Origin of the sequence: Halomonas sp. TG39a, assembly GCF_000744395.1 — a bacterium.
Taxonomy (GTDB): Bacteria; Pseudomonadota; Gammaproteobacteria; order Pseudomonadales; family Halomonadaceae; genus Vreelandella; species Vreelandella ventosae_B.
In genome coordinates this window covers 729,881-745,969 of sequence record NZ_JQLV01000002.1, presented here as the reverse complement: position 1 = coordinate 745,969, position 16,089 = coordinate 729,881, and the positions used below count along the sequence as shown (strand labels likewise).

At 53.0% G+C, this 16,089-nt stretch carries 14 protein-coding genes; 11 read left to right on the top strand and 3 right to left on the bottom strand.

What is annotated here, in order from left to right; genetic code table 11:
• Positions 1-116 precede the first annotated feature (116 nt).
• The 5 genes from U738_RS21545 (at position 117) to U738_RS21520 (ending at position 4,116) form a co-directional block, all read left to right on the top strand.
• On the top strand, positions 117-1,277 hold the full coding sequence (locus U738_RS21545) for a carbohydrate porin (protein WP_035585307.1): 1,161 nt from the start codon (positions 117-119) through the stop codon (positions 1,275-1,277).
• Positions 1,278-1,314: 37 nt separating this feature from the next.
• Positions 1,315-2,085, top strand: a complete 771-nt coding sequence (locus U738_RS21540) for a 3-keto-disaccharide hydrolase (protein WP_035585305.1) — start codon at positions 1,315-1,317, stop codon at positions 2,083-2,085.
• 248 nt (positions 2,086-2,333) lie between these two features.
• The gene (locus U738_RS21535) at positions 2,334-2,972 is read left to right on the top strand and encodes an HAD family hydrolase (RefSeq protein WP_035585303.1); all 639 of its coding nucleotides are present in this window, start codon (positions 2,334-2,336) and stop codon (positions 2,970-2,972) included.
• A gap of 130 nt (positions 2,973-3,102) precedes the next feature.
• Positions 3,103-3,444: a hypothetical protein gene (locus U738_RS21530; RefSeq protein ID WP_152561169.1), complete on the top strand. Its 342-nt coding sequence runs from the start codon at positions 3,103-3,105 to the stop codon at positions 3,442-3,444.
• 393 nt (positions 3,445-3,837) lie between these two features.
• Positions 3,838-4,116 (top strand): hypothetical protein, encoded by a 279-nt coding sequence (locus U738_RS21520; protein WP_035585297.1) that lies wholly within the window; start codon positions 3,838-3,840, stop codon positions 4,114-4,116.
• A gap of 110 nt (positions 4,117-4,226) precedes the next feature.
• Here U738_RS21520 and U738_RS21515 read toward each other — a convergent pair whose 3' ends face one another.
• Genes U738_RS21515 through U738_RS21505 form a run of 3 tightly spaced genes read right to left on the bottom strand, consistent with a single transcriptional unit; the run spans position 4,227 to position 7,769 of the window.
• Entirely contained in the window at positions 4,227-5,453 is a 1,227-nt protein-coding gene (locus tag U738_RS21515) for a nucleoside permease (protein WP_035585295.1), read from the bottom strand.
• A gap of 58 nt (positions 5,454-5,511) precedes the next feature.
• Entirely contained in the window at positions 5,512-6,588 is a 1,077-nt protein-coding gene (locus U738_RS21510; protein ID WP_035585293.1) for a sugar phosphate isomerase/epimerase family protein, read from the bottom strand.
• A 2-nt stretch (positions 6,589-6,590) separates the two neighbouring features.
• Positions 6,591-7,769 carry a Gfo/Idh/MocA family protein gene (locus tag U738_RS21505; RefSeq protein WP_035585291.1) on the bottom strand — a complete coding sequence of 393 codons (1,179 nt, stop codon included), beginning with the start codon at positions 7,767-7,769 and terminating at the stop codon, positions 6,591-6,593.
• Positions 7,770-8,031: 262 nt separating this feature from the next.
• Between U738_RS21505 and U738_RS21500 the strand changes: the two genes are divergently transcribed.
• From U738_RS21500 to U738_RS21475, 6 genes are all read left to right on the top strand, one after another.
• Positions 8,032-9,030, top strand: a complete 999-nt coding sequence (locus U738_RS21500; protein ID WP_035585289.1) for a LacI family DNA-binding transcriptional regulator — start codon at positions 8,032-8,034, stop codon at positions 9,028-9,030.
• 143 nt (positions 9,031-9,173) lie between these two features.
• Positions 9,174-10,184 carry a DctP family TRAP transporter solute-binding subunit gene (locus U738_RS21495; RefSeq protein WP_035585287.1) on the top strand — a complete coding sequence of 337 codons (1,011 nt, stop codon included), beginning with the start codon at positions 9,174-9,176 and terminating at the stop codon, positions 10,182-10,184.
• Between the two features lie 63 nt (positions 10,185-10,247).
• Positions 10,248-10,727 (top strand): TRAP transporter small permease, encoded by a 480-nt coding sequence (locus U738_RS21490; RefSeq protein ID WP_035585285.1) that lies wholly within the window; start codon positions 10,248-10,250, stop codon positions 10,725-10,727.
• Positions 10,717-12,021, top strand: a complete 1,305-nt coding sequence (locus U738_RS21485; protein WP_035585283.1) for a TRAP transporter large permease — start codon at positions 10,717-10,719, stop codon at positions 12,019-12,021. The genes U738_RS21490 and U738_RS21485 overlap by 11 nt, the downstream gene beginning before the upstream one ends.
• 348 nt (positions 12,022-12,369) lie before the next feature.
• Positions 12,370-13,350, top strand: coding sequence for a TAXI family TRAP transporter solute-binding subunit (locus tag U738_RS21480; protein WP_035585281.1), 981 nt, complete (start codon positions 12,370-12,372; stop codon positions 13,348-13,350).
• 137 nt (positions 13,351-13,487) lie between these two features.
• Complete coding sequence (locus U738_RS21475; RefSeq protein WP_035585279.1) at positions 13,488-16,082, top strand: TRAP transporter permease; 2,595 nt, start codon at positions 13,488-13,490, stop codon at positions 16,080-16,082.
• The last annotated feature ends 7 nt before the right edge of the window (positions 16,083-16,089 follow it).

Sequence of the window (16,089 nt, the reverse complement as noted above, 5' to 3'; positions counted from 1 at the left end):
ACATTGACTTGGCTTATAGGCGGCAACTGTCTAGCTGAGTGCATTGTTGCGACTGTTCTAAGGGATAATTTCGGTAAATTGCATATTAGTAACAAGAATAAAAGGAGCAAAGCGTGATGTCTCAAAGGCTTCCTCTTAGAGGCTTTCTTATTGTCAGCATTGCAACTCTTAGTAGCACTTCCAGTATTGCACAAGTTGTTTATGAAGATGAATCGCAAAAACTCACCTTTGGAGGCGATGTAGAACTAGATATTAATGCGCAGAATACCCATGCAGGTGAAGGCCCTATTTTTTTTGAGGGGGATATTGAACGAGGTGATGAATTTGACCAAACCGGTCGTATATTGCTCGATATTAGTGGCGAGCGTAGTAGTCCTGCTAACCACTATGCGCGCTTTAAAGTGCAGCCACTGGTTCAGACTAACGGTGATTTTGGTGTCGATGACGCATGGTTAGCAATCGGTAGTTCCTACGGGCTTGAAGTTAAGATTGGTCGCTTCGAAGCATTTGATCTATTCCCTTTAGGTCAAGATGTATTTGTTGGTTTCAGTGGAGATACCTCAGATAGCCTGTACCGCGATGGTCAAGGCTATGTGTATCAAGCTAAGGAAGGACGTGGGAGAGGAGGTGACTCTGGTCAAGTGATGGTTAGCAAGCGCAGTGGTAATCTTTACGGCGAGGTTTCAACGCTATTCGGAGACCGTACAGATCTGTTCGATACAGATACTTATCATGGCTATCGCATTGATCCTGATGGACAAGTCAAAGACTCGTTTATTGTGCGCCCAGTTGTTGCTTGGTCTCCAGGCCCCTGGACACTGGCTGCAGGCCTTGAAGCTAATCTGGTGAGTGATGCTGTGGTCGATGAACGTGGTGCCGATATTAGTAACCGCACAGGCTATGGGACGCGGCTGTCGTATAACCAAGGCGACTGGCAATTGAACACAAACCTAGCTTATTTGGACGCTTATGAAGAAACAAATCTAACCTTGGGTTTTAACGCGTTGTGGCGAGGTTTCGGCGTTGGCTATATACATGCACGCAATGAAATTGACGATGTTAAACCGATTAACGACGAAGAGGTGGTTTTTAGCATGCCTGGTCGCTATAACATCGACACGCTTTATACCTCTTATCATTTCTCAGATGTGCTGAATATTGAAAATTTGAGTATTTACCTTGGTGCCTACTTTGGCCGTATTGATCATTACCAAATTGATGATCTAGATGATGCAGATCGCTATGGCGGAAGAATGCGTTTTAAATATTTATTTTAATAATTTTTGCTTTTTTTAACAGATGAGGAAAACCTATATGCGCTTACCAACACAGCTATTTTTTACGGCCTGTAGTGGTCTGATAGCAGCCCCGCTATTAGCAAATGAGGGCTCAATTGAAGATGAACTGAGTCCTCCACAACAGGCTGCCAAAACCGAAGTGTGGGAACCAGTACCCACTACGGTTTCGGTACCCGAAACCGACGCACCATCCGATGCGATCGTCCTGTTCGATGGCACCGACTTAGATGAGTGGGAAAACGAAGAAGGCGGGGCAGCCGAGTGGCACTTGGAAGATGGCGCCATGACGGTAAATCGCGGTGCGGGAGGCATTCGTACACGCAAGGATTTCTGTGATGTGCAGCTCTACTTGGAGTGGCGAGCGCCGTCCGATATTGATGGTATGGATGGGCAGGATCGAGGTAATAGCGGCGTCTTTCTACAGGAGCGCTATGAAGTCCAAGTGCTGGACTCCTACGACAACCCGACCTATCCCAACGGCCAGGCGGCTTCCATCTATAAACAGCATATCCCGCTGGTTAACGCATCGCGCCCGCCGGGGGAGTGGCAGAGCTATAACATTCTCTACACCGCGCCACGCTTTGATGATGAGGGCGCCCTTGAAAGCCCTGCCTACATCACTGTTTTGCATAACGGCGTAGTGGTTCAGCACCACGTTGAAGTGCAAGGCACCACCGAATGGATTGGAGAGCCCAATTACGAAGAAGCCCATGGCTGTGCGCCCATTTACCTGCAGGATCACGATGCTGACGTTAGCTTTCGCAATATATGGGTGAGAGAGTTATAGCAGAGCGCTTATAAGCACCCTAAGCAAGCAAGCCCAGTCTTCTGATGCTAGACAGTATCGGAGGCTGGGCTTTTTTGCGTTATAGGTGTCGTCACTAGTTGGCAGGCAGGCCTTGAACTTTTTTCATCATGGGTTAGTGCTTTGTACGTTGCTTTTCCATACAATATTATTAGGTAAAATTAATTTTTCTCCATCATTCAATAATTAGATGCGCGGTATAATTACTTTTATAAGCCAAGGGGGCGGTTGTGCACCTAGTCTTATTCGACATAGACGGAACGCTAGTCGAGTCATACGATTTCGATACAGAATGCTTTCAAGCAGCAACCAAGGATATATTGGGTGTGACCATTGGCCCTGATTGGAGCCGTTATAATCATGTGACCGATGCTGGAATTCTCACTGAGGTGATTGAAGAACTGCATCTTCAAAGTGACAGCGAGCGAATCACAACGGAAGTGAAGGCGCGGTTCGTGAGTCGAGTAGCGGATTACATCTCGTGTCATGATGTATTCCCTATCTTTGGAGCTTATGAGTTTATATCGCAGCTCGTTGCACGTCAGGATGTTGCGTTAGCATTTGCTACTGGTGGCTGGAGTGAATCCGCGAGGATGAAGCTTGAAGCTGCAGGTATCTGCTTTCCGTCTATACCACTGGCTTCGTCTTCGGATCACTTTCGCAGGATAGAGATTATGCGATTGGCAGAAAGGCGCGTGGGTAACGGTCATTACGACGCTATAACCTATTTTGGAGACGGCCCCTGGGATCAGAAAGCATCTGAAACTCTGGGGTACAACTTCATCTCAGTCGGAAATCGTATTTCTAGCCCTCAGTCGATTCGAGATTATAGTGAAGCTGATGTGGCCTTTAGGTACATTGGATTATAAACAGGCCAAGCAACCAATGCGCAATCTCCGCTTCGCTACCGTTTTATCACCGGTAATGGCGTTACATCTAAAGTGAGAAACTTCAATGAAGCAATTTATAATTCTATTATTTAGCCTTCTGGGAGCTGCCATGGCGTTTGCTGAAAATCCACATAACTTTACGGACATTGATTCGAAAGAGAAGGCAATAAGGCTAGTGGAAGAAGGTAGACTCGTGCCCATTCTATTGTTTCCCGCAGAGCTTGGTGGCCCAGAAGCTCCACAGAACACGGTTTATGTGCCACCTGAAACACGAGATATTCAAACACAAATTATTGGCACATTGATCAGGTTTGTTGAAGAGGGGCTCATAGACAACTTAAATGCCGAGCCGGAATATAAGGGGAATAGCTTTGTCCCATCCAAAATCCATATGCGTACAAGTCATTCCGGTAAGCCAGGGCAGTTTAACCCGACTATCGAAATATGGTAGAAAACACGGCAAGCGCTGACTTACGTGCATTATGCGTTTGCTCTACAACCTTGTTACATTTAACCAAAAAGGGATTTTATGGACGGCTTTTTTGAAGAGATAGGCAGGGGGTTTTTTAGGGGAATAGGTTACATACTGGCAGAGATATTCTTCAGAACAATTTGTTACTGGGTTGGCTGGCCAATCTGCAAGCTAGTTACTTTGGGAAAATATCCTTCGGCTTCTAAAGTGATATATCTCGATGAGCATAGGAGTCGAGCTGACGGCGCTTGGTGTGCAGTAGTGGGTTTGCTAGCGTTGATTGTGTTGGCGCTTTATTTGCTCGGACAGTTTTAGATTTCGGCTATGCCATTCATTTAGGTGAGTTTAATTCTATTGTCAGGAGGCAAAGGAGTGGCGGCTAGAAAACAAAGATCATTGAAGATCAAGACGCTAAACTCAGTTTGTGCAAGTGCGTTAATCGGGGCGCTACTTTATATAGTGATCATGGGGTTTGAAGTGGTGGCGCTTGGCGCGATGGGGATTGCTCTCACTGGTATCTCAACACCCGTGATTGTCAGCAGTGAGGGAGTTTTAGAGGTGCTGCTAGAGATCGTCATGTCGGTAGCTGAAGGCATCATGACTATTGTTGAAGTTGTCGTAGGCGCAATATCGGGGCTTTTTAGCCTGTGACCAATAAGGCTTCATGACTGAGACGATGTGCCCATTAAGTACTTTAAAAGTTTATAAAATAGTTAGCCGGGCGCTGCCAAAGCGCCCGGCATGTCTCATGTTCTAGACCCTTACAGTTCAGACTTAGCCGTTACGCTTTTATCGTCTTTAAAAGTGAGGAAGAACAGCGCCAGTACCGCGATAGCAAACACCGCTGGGAACATCCAGATGCCTTGCCAGTCGTGCGCGCCGTTGGTGGAGAAATGGTCGGTAATCTGACCGGCTACCCAGAAGCCTATTAGCATGCCTACCCCGTAAGTGGCCAGCGTGATCATGCCTTGGGCTGAGCTTTTGAATTTATCGCCCGCGCGGGCATCGGTGTAGATCTGCCCGGTCACGAAGAAGAAGTCGTAGCACACGCCATGCAGGGCAATACCGATCAAGAGCATAAACACCATTTCGTCGGCGTTACCGAACGCAAACAGCGCGTAGCGCAGCGCCCAGGCCAGCATGCCGATCAATAAGGTTTTCTTGATACCAAAGCGATGAATAAAGACCGGTAGCAGCAGCATAAACAGCACTTCTGATACCTGGCCCAAGGTCATTTTGCCGGTAGGATTAGTAACGCCGATTTCGGCCAGGAAGGGGTTAGCGTTTTGGTAATAAAAGGCCAACGGAATGCAGATCAAGATCGAGGCAATAAAGAAGATGGCGTAGTTACGGTCTTTCAGCAGGGCGAGCGCATCGAGCCCTAGCACTTCTTTTAAGCCGACCGGGCCGTCTGCTTTAGGCCGTGTCGCGGGTAGGCTAAAGCTATACAGGCCAAGGGCTAAAGAGGCGATAGCGCACATCAAGAAGGTGTTACGCAGCATGCCGTCGGCAATGCCTTGTGATGAGTCCCAGGCGAATAAGTAGCTGATACCCAGACCGGCGATAATCCAGCCAATGGTTCCCCACACGCGGATTTTAGCGAACTCTTGGCCAGGGTCGCTCATTTGGCGGAAAGAGACCGAGTTGACCAGCGCCAAGGTGGGCATATAGACAATCATGTACATCAGCACTAGCGGGTAAAAGGTGCTGAAATCGCTGGCCACATAGAGGCCGTACATCAGCGCTGCGCCTGCTAGATGCAGCACCGCGAGAATGCGTTCAGCATTAAAATATCGGTCAGCGATTAAGCCGATAATAAAGGGGGCGATAATCGCGCCCCAGGATTGGGTGGAGAAGGCCATGCCAATTTGGCCACCGCTGGCGCTCAGGTTATTGGCCAGGAAGGTGCCCAAGGTGACAAACCAGCCGCCCCAGATAAAGAACTGCAAAAACATCATGATACTGAGTCGTGTGCGTATCATAGCCATGACGTGATCCTTTGTTGTGGTTGTGGTCGTGATTGCTGTCTTGATTTAAAACAATCAATTAGCGGTGTGGAGGAAGACCGAGAATTCGTCGGTTGCGAGAAGGGCTGGCGGTGACGCCAGCGAAATCGTCAAAGGCGCGACCGGCAGGTTGAATCAGGTGCGCCTGGATGAAAGACGCGCCCTCTGCGGCGCCTTGGGCGGCGTCCTTAATACAGCACTCCCACTCAAGCACCGCCCAGCCATCAAATCCGTACTGCGTCAGGCGGCTAAAAATACCGCTGAAATCAATCTGCCCATCGCCTAATGAACGGAAGCGCCCAGGGCGCTCTACCCAGCCTTGGTAGCCGCCATAAACGCCGCTGCGGCCATTGGGGTTAAATTCGGCGTCTTTAACGTGGAACATGCCGATACGCTCATGGTAGCGATCAATAAAATCGAGATAATCGAGCTGCTGGAGTAGCAAGTGGCTGGGGTCAAAAAGAATTTTCGCCCGTGGATGGTTGTCCACTGCCGCCAGGAACCGCTCGAAAGACGCACCGTCGTGAAGATCCTCGCCAGGATGTATTTCAAAGCACAGGTCAACGCCAGCTTCGTCAAAGGCCTCCAGGATCGGCCGCCACCGGCGGGCCAGTTCGCTGAAGCCTTCTTCAACTAACCCTTCTGGGCGCTGGGGCCAGGGGTAAACAAAGGGCCAAAGTAGCGCGCCGGAAAACGTAGCATGGGCGGTTAACCCCAACCGCTGGCTCGCTTTGGCAGCCAGTATCAACTGCTCAATAGCCCATTCGGTGCGCGCTTGGGGGTTGCCGTGCAGCTCGGCGGGGGCGAAATCATCAAATAAGTCGTCACAGGCGGGATGCACGGCGACCAGTTGGCCCTGTAAGTGGGTAGAGAGTTCACTGATCACTACACCGGCCTTTTCACAGCGGGCATTTAGCTCATCGCAGTAAGCTTGGCTTTCAGCCGCTTTGCGTAGGTCGATAAAACGACTATCCACGGTGGGCAGCTGAATGGCGTGATAACCCTGTTCGGCCGCCCAGCGGGCGATTCCGTCGAGGCTATCGAAAGGCGCTTCATCACCGATAAATTGGGCCAGGAAAATGGCGGGCCCGCGGATGCCTTTGTGAGTGTTGGGCATGATTAGGCTCCTGGTAGTTGAGTAGCGGGCAGCGGTGTCCATTTTTGTTCGCTTTGGGCGCTGGTGGTGACTGCCTCGATAAACGCCATGCCGCGAAGTCCGGATGCCATGCCGGGAACGCCATCAACGTCCCCGTGCTGGCCCTGATGAATCGCCTGGGCAAAGTCGCGGTAAAGGTTGCCAAGTGCTTCCAGGTAGCCTTCGGGGTGGCCGCCAGGTAGGCGTAGGCGCTGCATTGCGCTGGGGAAAAGGTCGGGTTGGTCGATGCCCGCACGGAGGGTGCGCATCGGTGCTTGTAGCGGGCGGTAGAGCAGGCTGTTGGGCGCCATTTGGTGCCACTCCAGCGCGCCTTTATCGCCGTAAATGCGTATTTTGAGTGCGTTTTCTTCACCGCTACAGACTTGGCTGGCTATCAGGGTGCCGCTGGCGCCTTGGTCGGTGCGCAGCAGCACATCGCCATCATCATCCAACTGGCGGCCCTCGGCGTGGCTGCTAAGTGAGGCACACAGCTCACTAACCCGATGCCCAGAGATAAACTCGGCGAGGCCAAAAGCGTGGGTGCCAATATCGGCCATGCAACCGCTGATGCCTGCGAGTGTCGGGTCGGTGCGCCAGGCGGCCTGCTTATTACCCTGCTGTTCTAAACGTTCACCTAGCCAGCCCTGGGGGTACTCAACATGAATTTTGCGAATGCTACCTAGTTGCCCATCGCTGACCATTTCCTTGGCTTGCCATACCATGGGGTAGCCTAAGTAGGTATGTGCCAGGCCATAGAGGCAGCCGCTGGATTGCCAGCTTTCTGCTAAGCGCTGGGCTTCGCGTAATGACACACCTGCTGGCTTTTCGCAGAACACGTGAAAGCCTGCCTGTATCGTCGCTTCAGCGATCGGCACGTGAAGGTGGTTAGGCGTGGCGATCACCAATAACTGCATGCGCTCTTCTGCGGGAAGCTGCTGCTCGCTTGCCAGTAACTGCTGCCAGTCGGCGTAAACACGCTCGTCGGGTAGATAACACTGTTCGCCAGTGAGTTGGTTGTTACCTGATGAGCGGCTAAAGGCGCCGCATACCAGCTCGCAGGTGTCGTCGAGACGGGCGGCCAAACGGTGAACTTGGCCAATAAACGCCCCTTGTCCACCGCCGATCATGCCGATACGGATACGTGACTGCTTGGGTCGCGGCATAGGTAGGCTCCTGTTTTAAGAAAGCTGTATTTGTTGATATTCACGGCTATTAAAATGGTTATTAAAACCAGTATGTAACCGGTTACATTTAAGTGGAAGTTAGGCCGCCACGCTGTGAGCGTCAATGCGACAAAGGTCTATCGGTGTTGAAGAAGGTGTCGTTAAATAGCGCGCTGAGTTTAACGCTGGGATGCGTTAAGCTGAGATAAATAATGCCGCGCAATCATCTGCTAACGGCGATTAAATAACGTTAAGAGAGTCCATGACCAATATACGTAAGGTCGCCGAGTTGGCGGGGGTGTCGGTAGCGACAGTGTCGCGGGCGTTGAAGTCGCCGGATATCGTCTCCCCCGTCACCCGTGAAAAAGTGCTCAAGGCGGTTGATCAAGCGGGTTATAAGCCTAACTTGATGGCGGTACAGTTTCGTTCCCAACGCACTTATAATTTGGTGGTGTTGGTACCCACCATTGCCAACACCTTCTTTGCGCGGGTCATCAGCGGCATCCAGGAAGCTGCCCAAGCACGCGGGTACGGTGTACTGCTGTGTAATACGCTGGGCGATGAGGCGATGGAAACCCAATACGCCAGCTTAGTGACGACGCGCCAGGCGGATGGTGTGATCCAGCTGCGCGCTTTCAACCCTTTTTCTGCCAATGCCTTTCCCGCCGGGGCAGCATTGCCAATGATCAATGCCTGTGAGGTGCTGGACGATGCGCCATGTCCTACCGTCAAACTGGATAACCGCGCGGCGGCCCGCGAGGCCACCGAGCACTTAATTGCCCTGGGGCATCGGCGAATTGGCATGATTAAAGGTCCGCGGCGCAGCCCGTTAACCCGTGACCGCCAACTGGGCTATCAGGATGCGTTGAGCGCGGCGGGTATTGCGTTGGATGAGTGCTTGCTGTGCCCTGGCGATTTCACCCCTCTGGCAGGCTATCAGGCGGCTGAAACGCTTATCGCGTTAACGGAGCGGCCCACTGCCATTTTTTGTGAAAGTGATGAGATGGCGATAGGTGCCATGAGCCGTATCAAAGAAGCAGGACTACGCGTGCCGGAGGATATGTCGGTGGCAGGTTTTGACGATATTGCGTTTGCTTCCTATAGCGACCCGCCGTTGACCACTATCGCTCAACCGGCGGAAACCTTCGGACGTGAAGCGGTCGCGATGTTGATTGAGGTGCTGGAAGGGCGAAAAGTCAATAATCTGATCTTGCCCTACACCCTGGTATCAAGGGCGAGTACTGCAGCGTGCCAACTTTAGGCGTGTTTCTTTCGTGCGCTAAGTGCATACAATAAGTGGGGCTTCTGCAAAAAGCCTGGCAACTGTTAGCTGCTAGCTGCGCACATCAGAAAACGTACTTCATAAAACGTACTTCATAAAAATAGCTAAAAAAAGGATCTACCATGACGCTGACACGCTCAATAGCTCGTTTTACCGCTGGCTTGGCCGGTGCGGCACTGCTTTCCGCCTCTCTTTCTGCACAGGCTCGCGAACTTTCGGTTTCCACCGTTCTGTCTGACGCTTTCCCTTGGGGGCAGGCGGCGGAGAAGTGGGCCGAACTGGTGGAAGAGCGTAGCGGAGGTGAACTCACGCTACGGGTTTATCCCAACTCTCAACTGGTCTCTGGCGATCAGACCCGAGAATTTTCCGCTATGCGCTCGGGGTTGATCGACGCCGCAGTAGGCTCGACCATCAACTGGTCGCCCCAGGTGCCGGAACTTAATCTGTTCTCTTTGCCATTCTTTATTCCCGATGAAGCCGCCGTGGATGCGGTCACTGGTGGGGAAGCGGGGGAGTTGGTCTTTGAGGCGATTGAATCCCGCGGTGTTATTCCGCTGGCGTGGGGGGAAAATGGCTTTCGTCAGGTCTCAAACTCACGTGGTCCGATTAGTCAGCCAGATGATCTGGATGGCCTGAAAATTCGCGTTGTTGGCTCGCCGCTGTTCCAGGACACCTTCTCGGCACTCGGTGCTGACCCGACGCAAATGAGCTGGACGGATGCGCAGCCCGCGCTGACGACTGGCGCGGTAGACGGTCAGGAAAACCCGCTTTCGGTGTTTGATGTGGCGCGTATCGACCAAGTCGGTCAAGAGCATCTAACGCTCTGGAACTACATGAATGATCCGCTGATTTTCGCGGTCAACCAGCAGGTCTGGCAAACATTGAGTGAAGAGCAGCAAACCATGCTGCGCGAAACCGCTCAAGAAGCCGGTGAGTGGGAAATCGCCATGACCCGTGAAGAGGAGAGCGAGCGTCTAGCAGCCATCCAGGAGCGCGGCGTGACGGTGACCGAGCTTTCTGACGAGCAGTACCAGGCGTTTGTTGAGGCCACACAGACTGTCTATGAAAAATGGGCGCCGCGAATTGGTGAAGAAGTGGTAGAAGCGGCACAAGCCGCTATCGACGCCCGCTAATTACCTTTTGATGTTGTCACTCTCGGCCCTTAGGGCCGGGAGTTTTTTTGCTGTGAGGCTGCCATGAAAGGCTTTCCTGATGCGCGCCCCGAACGTTGGCTGGGTGCGCTGGCGTTAATCATTATCTCATTGATAAGTTTGGGTAATGTCATTACACGCTACTTAACCGGCGGCTCTTTTTCGTTCACTGAAGAGTTTTCCGTATTTCTGCTCGTGGTACTTACCTTTGCGGGCGCTTCCGTGGCGTTGCGGCGCAACCGGCATATTCGCATTGGCTTTCTGGAACGCGCCTTGCCCGCTAAGTACCGTCGTGCTCTGATTCTTTTTCAAGCGCTCTGCGGCGCCACCGTACTGGGCTTGATCACTTGGTACGGCGGCAAGTTAGCCTGGCAAGAGTATCAGTGGGAGTCGCTTTCGCCAGGGCTTGGGCTGCCCCAGTGGTGGTATTTAGTCTGGCTACCGGTGCTTTCCGCGGCCATGTTCTGGCGCCTGTTCCAGCAAACCGCTGATCGTTTGACGGGGAGGCTCACTGATGAGCCCTGATATATGGATGATTCTGGCCTTTGCGGGCTTGCTGATTGCGGGTGTGCCTGTGGCGTTTTCATTGGCGCTTTCCGGAGCGGTGGGCATCGTGCTGGGGTTGTCGCCGGATATGCTGGCGACGATGGGCACCAACACCTATAACAGCATCGCCAAGTACCCCTTGATTGCTATTCCGCTATTTATTTTAACCGGGCTTATCTTTGAGCGCTCCGGTGTGGCGCTGCGCTTGGTGCGTTTTGCCCAGGCGTTGATTGGCCCGCGCCATGGTGGTTTGGCGCTGGTCGCCGTGCTGGTGTGCATGATTATGGGCGGCATGAGTGGCTCAGGCCCCGCGGACGCGGCGGCCGTCGCGATGGTAATGCTGCCGAGCATGACCAAAGCGGGTTATCCCAAGCCGTTTTCGGCCACGCTGATTGCCGCCTCGGCGTCTACCGCTATTCTGATTCCCCCTTCAGTGGCGCTGATTCTCTACTCGATTGTGGTACCGGGTGTCGATTTGCGCGCCCTTTTCGCAGCGGGATTATTTCCCGGCATTTTGGCTGGGCTGGCGCTGCTGGTGCCTGCCATGATCGTTTCCAAACGCTACGGCTGGGAGGGCGGTACGCCGGTGGAGGGCGCCGAACGGCTAAGCGTACGCACCACCTTTAAACAGGCAATTCCGGCGCTGTTTGCCCCCGTGCTGATCTTGGGCGGTTTGCGTTCAGGGTTGTTTACACCCACCGAAGCCGCAGTGGTGGCTGTCGCTTATGGCGCGATTGTCGGGCTTTTTCTTACCCGAGAGCTGTCGTTGCGCGATTTATGGGAGTTGCTGGGGGAGGCGGCGATCATCTCCGGCGTGGTGATGCTGATTATCGCGCTGGCAGGTATTTTCGCCTGGGCGGGCACCATGCTGGGCACCTTCCGCCACCTGGCCGAGTGGATTATCAGCCTGACCGATAACGGCGTGCTGCTGCTGATTCTGGTGATGTTGGCGGTGCTGGTCGCCGGGATGCTGCTGGATGCGATCTCGATTTATCTGATTATGATGCCGATTTTGATCCCTGTGATGCAGCACTTTGAGTGGAACCCAGTGTGGTTTGGGATTCTATTGGCAATGAATATTGCCATTGGTCAATTTACCCCGCCGGTAGCGGTCAATTTGATGGTGACCACCGAAGTGGCCAAAATTCGTTTGGAACAAACCCTCGGCTGGGCGCTGCTGTTTGTTGTTGCTATGGGCTGTGCCCTGGCGCTGGTGGCCATTTTCCCCGCCATCGCGCTGTGGCTGCCCAGCGTGTTGGGCTATAACGTTTGATTGGTGTCGATTAGCCTATGCAAAGGCGGCATCGCAATTAACGCTCCCTAAACGATGAAGACCGCTACACTGAGTATTAGATATCAGCGAAGCGCATTTTTTAGCGTATTACATTTCGCTAATCAGGTTTTTTTCGCTAAAGTAGTGTTAGCAGGTTGCCAAAGGGACGCCTGTAACGGTTTGTCTTAAAAACAAATTGTCTTAAAAAAAGATCGCCTTAAAAATAGGCTGTCTTGAAAAACGTTTGGAGCAAGACCACCTGAGGGAACGGTTCATCAGGTGAGACCAACGCGCAAGATGCCCATAACATCAAATATGCTCATAACATCAATATAAAGAGGTGTGTTCATGAAACGCCATGTATTTTCCACTACAGCCTTCTCCGGTGCGCTACTTGCCGCCGCTGCTTTCGCCTCACCGGCAATGGCCCAGGATGATGAGCAATTCATCACCATCGGCACCGGTGGCCAAACAGGTGTGTATTACGTGGTCGGCCAGTCGATCTGTCGTTTGGTGAATCGTCTTGAAGACGCAGATATTAAGTGTAATGCACCTTCCACTGGTGGTTCTGTTGCCAACATCAATGGCATCAAGTCCGGCGAGTTGGATATGGGTGTTGCGCAGTCCGATGTTCAGTATCAAGCCTACAATGGCACTGGTAATTTCGAAGGTGAACCCTACGAAGATTTGCGGGCTGTATTCCGCGTACACGGTGAGCCTTTGACCCTGCTAGCGCGTGCTGATTCAGGCATCGAGACCCTTGATGATTTGGAAGGCAAACGCGTCAATATTGGTAATCCAGGCTCAGGCCAGCGCAACACCATGGAAGTGGTGATGGATGCCAAGGGCTGGACCGAAGATACCTTCTCTCTGGCATCTCAGCTTGATGCTGCCGAGCAAGCTGCAGCACTCTCCGATAACAACGTCGATGCCATGGTGTATGTGGTTGGCCACCCCAATGGCTCTATTCAGGAAGCGACCACTACCGTTGATTCCCGCCTGATTCCGCTGAATGACGAAGATATTCAGGGCATTGTCGATGAATATCCTTACTACTCCACATCGGTCATTCCGGGTGGTCTGTATCGCGGTAATGACGACGATGTTGAAACCTTCGGTGTGGCAGCGACCTTTGTAACCACTGCTGAGGCTGACGAAGAGGTTATTTACCAGACCGTCAAAGCAGTTTTTGATAACTTTGATCGTTTCAAGCGTCTGCATCCGGCCTTCGAGAATCTTGATCCGGAAGAGATGGTGTCTGAAGGGCTTTCCGCACCGTTGCATGAAGGCGCGGCGCGTTATTACCGTGAACAAGGCTGGATCGAATAATCCTGCAGCCTGAGGTATTGCTACCTTGGTAAGGAATGCGCGGTTACCCGAGGGTGCCGCGCATTTTGGTTTTGAATGTTGATGGGGCATTTCGGTATGGCAATTAAGCGTCAATCGACTCGGAGAAGGGCAGGCATATGAAAGACGATAAGCACGGGCCTTCGGGAGCCGGAGTAGACTTGGAGGATATGGTCGCCTCCAGTGACACGGGAGCCCGTAAACCAGCCGGCATGCCCGGCAAGCTCTTGGTGAGCATTGCGGCAGCGTGGTCTCTTTTTCAATTGTGGATCGCTTCCCCAGTGCCCTTCATTCTAGGGTTTGGCGTCTTTAATGCCACGGAAGCCCGCTCTATTCACTTAGCCTTTGCGCTGTTTCTGGCGTATATGGCCTATCCGGCACTCAAGCGCTCGCCTCGCGACCGTGTTCCGATTCAGGATTGGGTGCTTGCAGCGGCGGCGGCCTTTTGTGGCGCTTACATGTTTATGTTTTATGAGCAGTTATCCCAGCGTCCCGGTGCACCCATACTGCAGGACGTTATTATTGGCATCGCCGGAATACTGCTGCTGCTTGAGGCGACCCGCCGAGCGCTTGGCCCGCCGTTAATGATCGTGGCGTCGGTTTTTCTTATCTATAGCCTGGCCGGCCCTTGGATGCCGGGTATTCTTTCCCATGGTGGGGTAAGTCTCTTCGGCTTGATCAATCATCAGTGGTTGACGACGCAGGGGGTCTTCGGTATTGCCCTGGGGGTCTCAACCAGCTTTGTGTTTCTGTTTGTACTGTTCGGTGCCTTGCTCGATAAGGCGGGTGCTGGCAACTACTTTATCAAGGTAGCGTTCTCGCTGCTCGGCCACTACCGCGGTGGGCCAGCGAAGGCCGCCGTGGTAGCTTCGGCCATGACCGGGCTGATTTCTGGTTCTTCGATCGCCAATGTGGTCACCACCGGTACCTTTACGGTGCCGATGATGAAGCGCGTTGGGTTCTCAGCCGAAAAGGCGGGTGCTGTCGAAGTGGCGTCATCGGTCAACGGACAGATTATGCCCCCGGTGATGGGGGCGGCCGCTTTCCTGATGGTCGAGTATGTCGGTATCTCTTATGTTGAGGTCATCAAACATGCCTTTCTGCCCGCGCTGATTTCTTATATTGCGCTGGTCTATATCGTTCACCTGGAAGCCCTAAAGGCCAATATGCAGGGGCTTAAAAGCAGCAATCCACCTAAGCCGCTGGTCAATAAAGTTATCGGCTTTCTCGGTGGCTTGCTACTTATGATGGGCACCGCCCTGGCGGTCTATTACGGTCTTGGCTGGCTCAAGCCGGTGCTGGGCGATGCGACACCCTGGATAGTGGCGGTTGGGCTTACGTTTATCTATATCGCCTTGCTTAAACTGGCGGCAGGTTACCCCGAACTCGAACTCGATGATCCTAACGAGCCGATCTTTTCGCTGCCGCAAACCAAGCCAACGGTGTTAGTGGGCCTGCAGTACATCCTGCCGGTCATTGTGTTGGTCTGGTGTCTGATGGTTGAGCGTTTGTCGCCTGGGCTGTCGGCCTTTTGGGCCACGGTGTTTATGATCTTTATCATTCTTACCCAGCGCCCTATTACGTCGATTTTTCGGGGTCGCAGCGATATGCGTGCGGATCTGCGCGAAGGCGCTCTGGATCTGTGGAGTGGCTTGGTCACCGGTGCCCGCAATATGATAGGTATCGGCATCGCCACGGCCACCGCCGGCATTATCGTTGGTGCCGTATCGCAGACCGGGGTAGGGCTGGTACTGGCCGAGGTGGTGGAAACGCTTGCCATGGGTAACTTGATGCTGATCTTGTTGCTTACCGCCGTACTTAGTTTGATTCTCGGCATGGGGCTGCCAACGACGGCTAACTACATCGTCGTATCGGCGCTGTTGGCGCCGGTTATTGTCAGCTTGGGCGCTCAAAATGGCTTGTTGGTGCCGTTGATTGCGGTACACCTGTTCGTGTTCTACTTCGGTATCATGGCCGACGTTACGCCGCCGGTGGGGCTGGCGTCCTTTGCGGCGGCGGCAGTATCGGGTGGCGATCCCATTCGAACCGGCTTCCAGGCGTTCTATTACAGCCTGCGCACCGCGGCGCTACCGTTTTTGTTCATCTTTAATACCGACCTGCTGCTCATCGATGTGACCTTCCTGCAGGGGGTACTGATCTTTGTGGTGTCGACCATCGCCATGCTGATCTTCGCCGCGGCGACCCAGGGCTTCATGATTACCCGCAACCGCTGGTATGAGTCTGTCGTGTTGCTGCTGATTGCGTTCACGCTGTTCCGGCCCGGTTTCTGGATGGACATGATCCATGATCCCTATGAATCGATACCCCCCGCGCAGTTCGTCGAAGCGCTGGGCGATGTCGACGAAGACTCCACCCTGCGCTTGCAGATTGCCGGTCTCGATGACTATGGCGACCCCATGACCACCTATATGACGCTACCGGTGCCGGAAGGTGAAACGGGGCAGGAGCGGCTCGATAATCTGGGCATGGAGCTGTTTATTGAAGACGGCACGGCAACCGTGGATATGGTGACCTACGGAAGCCAAGCGGCAGAACTTGGTTTCGACTTCGATCAAGAAATCATTGAGGTACTGGCCCCCGTTGACCGCTGGACGAAAGAGCTAATGTGGATTCCTGCCTTCCTGGTCTTTGGGTTGATTGTTTTGATGCAGCGCCGCCGTCGTGAGAACACGTCAGCCGCTGCCACCGCATGAAGGAGAA

Bases quoted from the DNA above. Each gene is read 5' to 3' on its own strand.
- U738_RS21545 (WP_035585307.1), top strand. From the start codon at position 117: ATGTCTCAAAGGCTTCCTCTTAGAGGCTTTCTTATTGTCAGCATTGCA.
- U738_RS21540 (WP_035585305.1), top strand. From the start codon at position 1,315: ATGCGCTTACCAACACAGCTATTTTTTACGGCCTGTAGTGGTCTGATA.
- U738_RS21530 (WP_152561169.1), top strand. From the start codon at position 3,103: ATGGCGTTTGCTGAAAATCCACATAACTTTACGGACATTGATTCGAAA.
- U738_RS21515 (WP_035585295.1), bottom strand. From the start codon at position 5,453: ATGGCTATGATACGCACACGACTCAGTATCATGATGTTTTTGCAGTTC.
- U738_RS21510 (WP_035585293.1), bottom strand. From the start codon at position 6,588: ATGCCCAACACTCACAAAGGCATCCGCGGGCCCGCCATTTTCCTGGCC.
- U738_RS21505 (WP_035585291.1), bottom strand. From the start codon at position 7,769: ATGCCGCGACCCAAGCAGTCACGTATCCGTATCGGCATGATCGGCGGT.
- U738_RS21500 (WP_035585289.1), top strand. From the start codon at position 8,032: ATGACCAATATACGTAAGGTCGCCGAGTTGGCGGGGGTGTCGGTAGCG.
- U738_RS21495 (WP_035585287.1), top strand. From the start codon at position 9,174: ATGACGCTGACACGCTCAATAGCTCGTTTTACCGCTGGCTTGGCCGGT.
- U738_RS21490 (WP_035585285.1), top strand. From the start codon at position 10,248: ATGAAAGGCTTTCCTGATGCGCGCCCCGAACGTTGGCTGGGTGCGCTG.
- U738_RS21485 (WP_035585283.1), top strand. From the start codon at position 10,717: ATGAGCCCTGATATATGGATGATTCTGGCCTTTGCGGGCTTGCTGATT.
- U738_RS21480 (WP_035585281.1), top strand. From the start codon at position 12,370: ATGAAACGCCATGTATTTTCCACTACAGCCTTCTCCGGTGCGCTACTT.
- U738_RS21475 (WP_035585279.1), top strand. From the start codon at position 13,488: ATGAAAGACGATAAGCACGGGCCTTCGGGAGCCGGAGTAGACTTGGAG.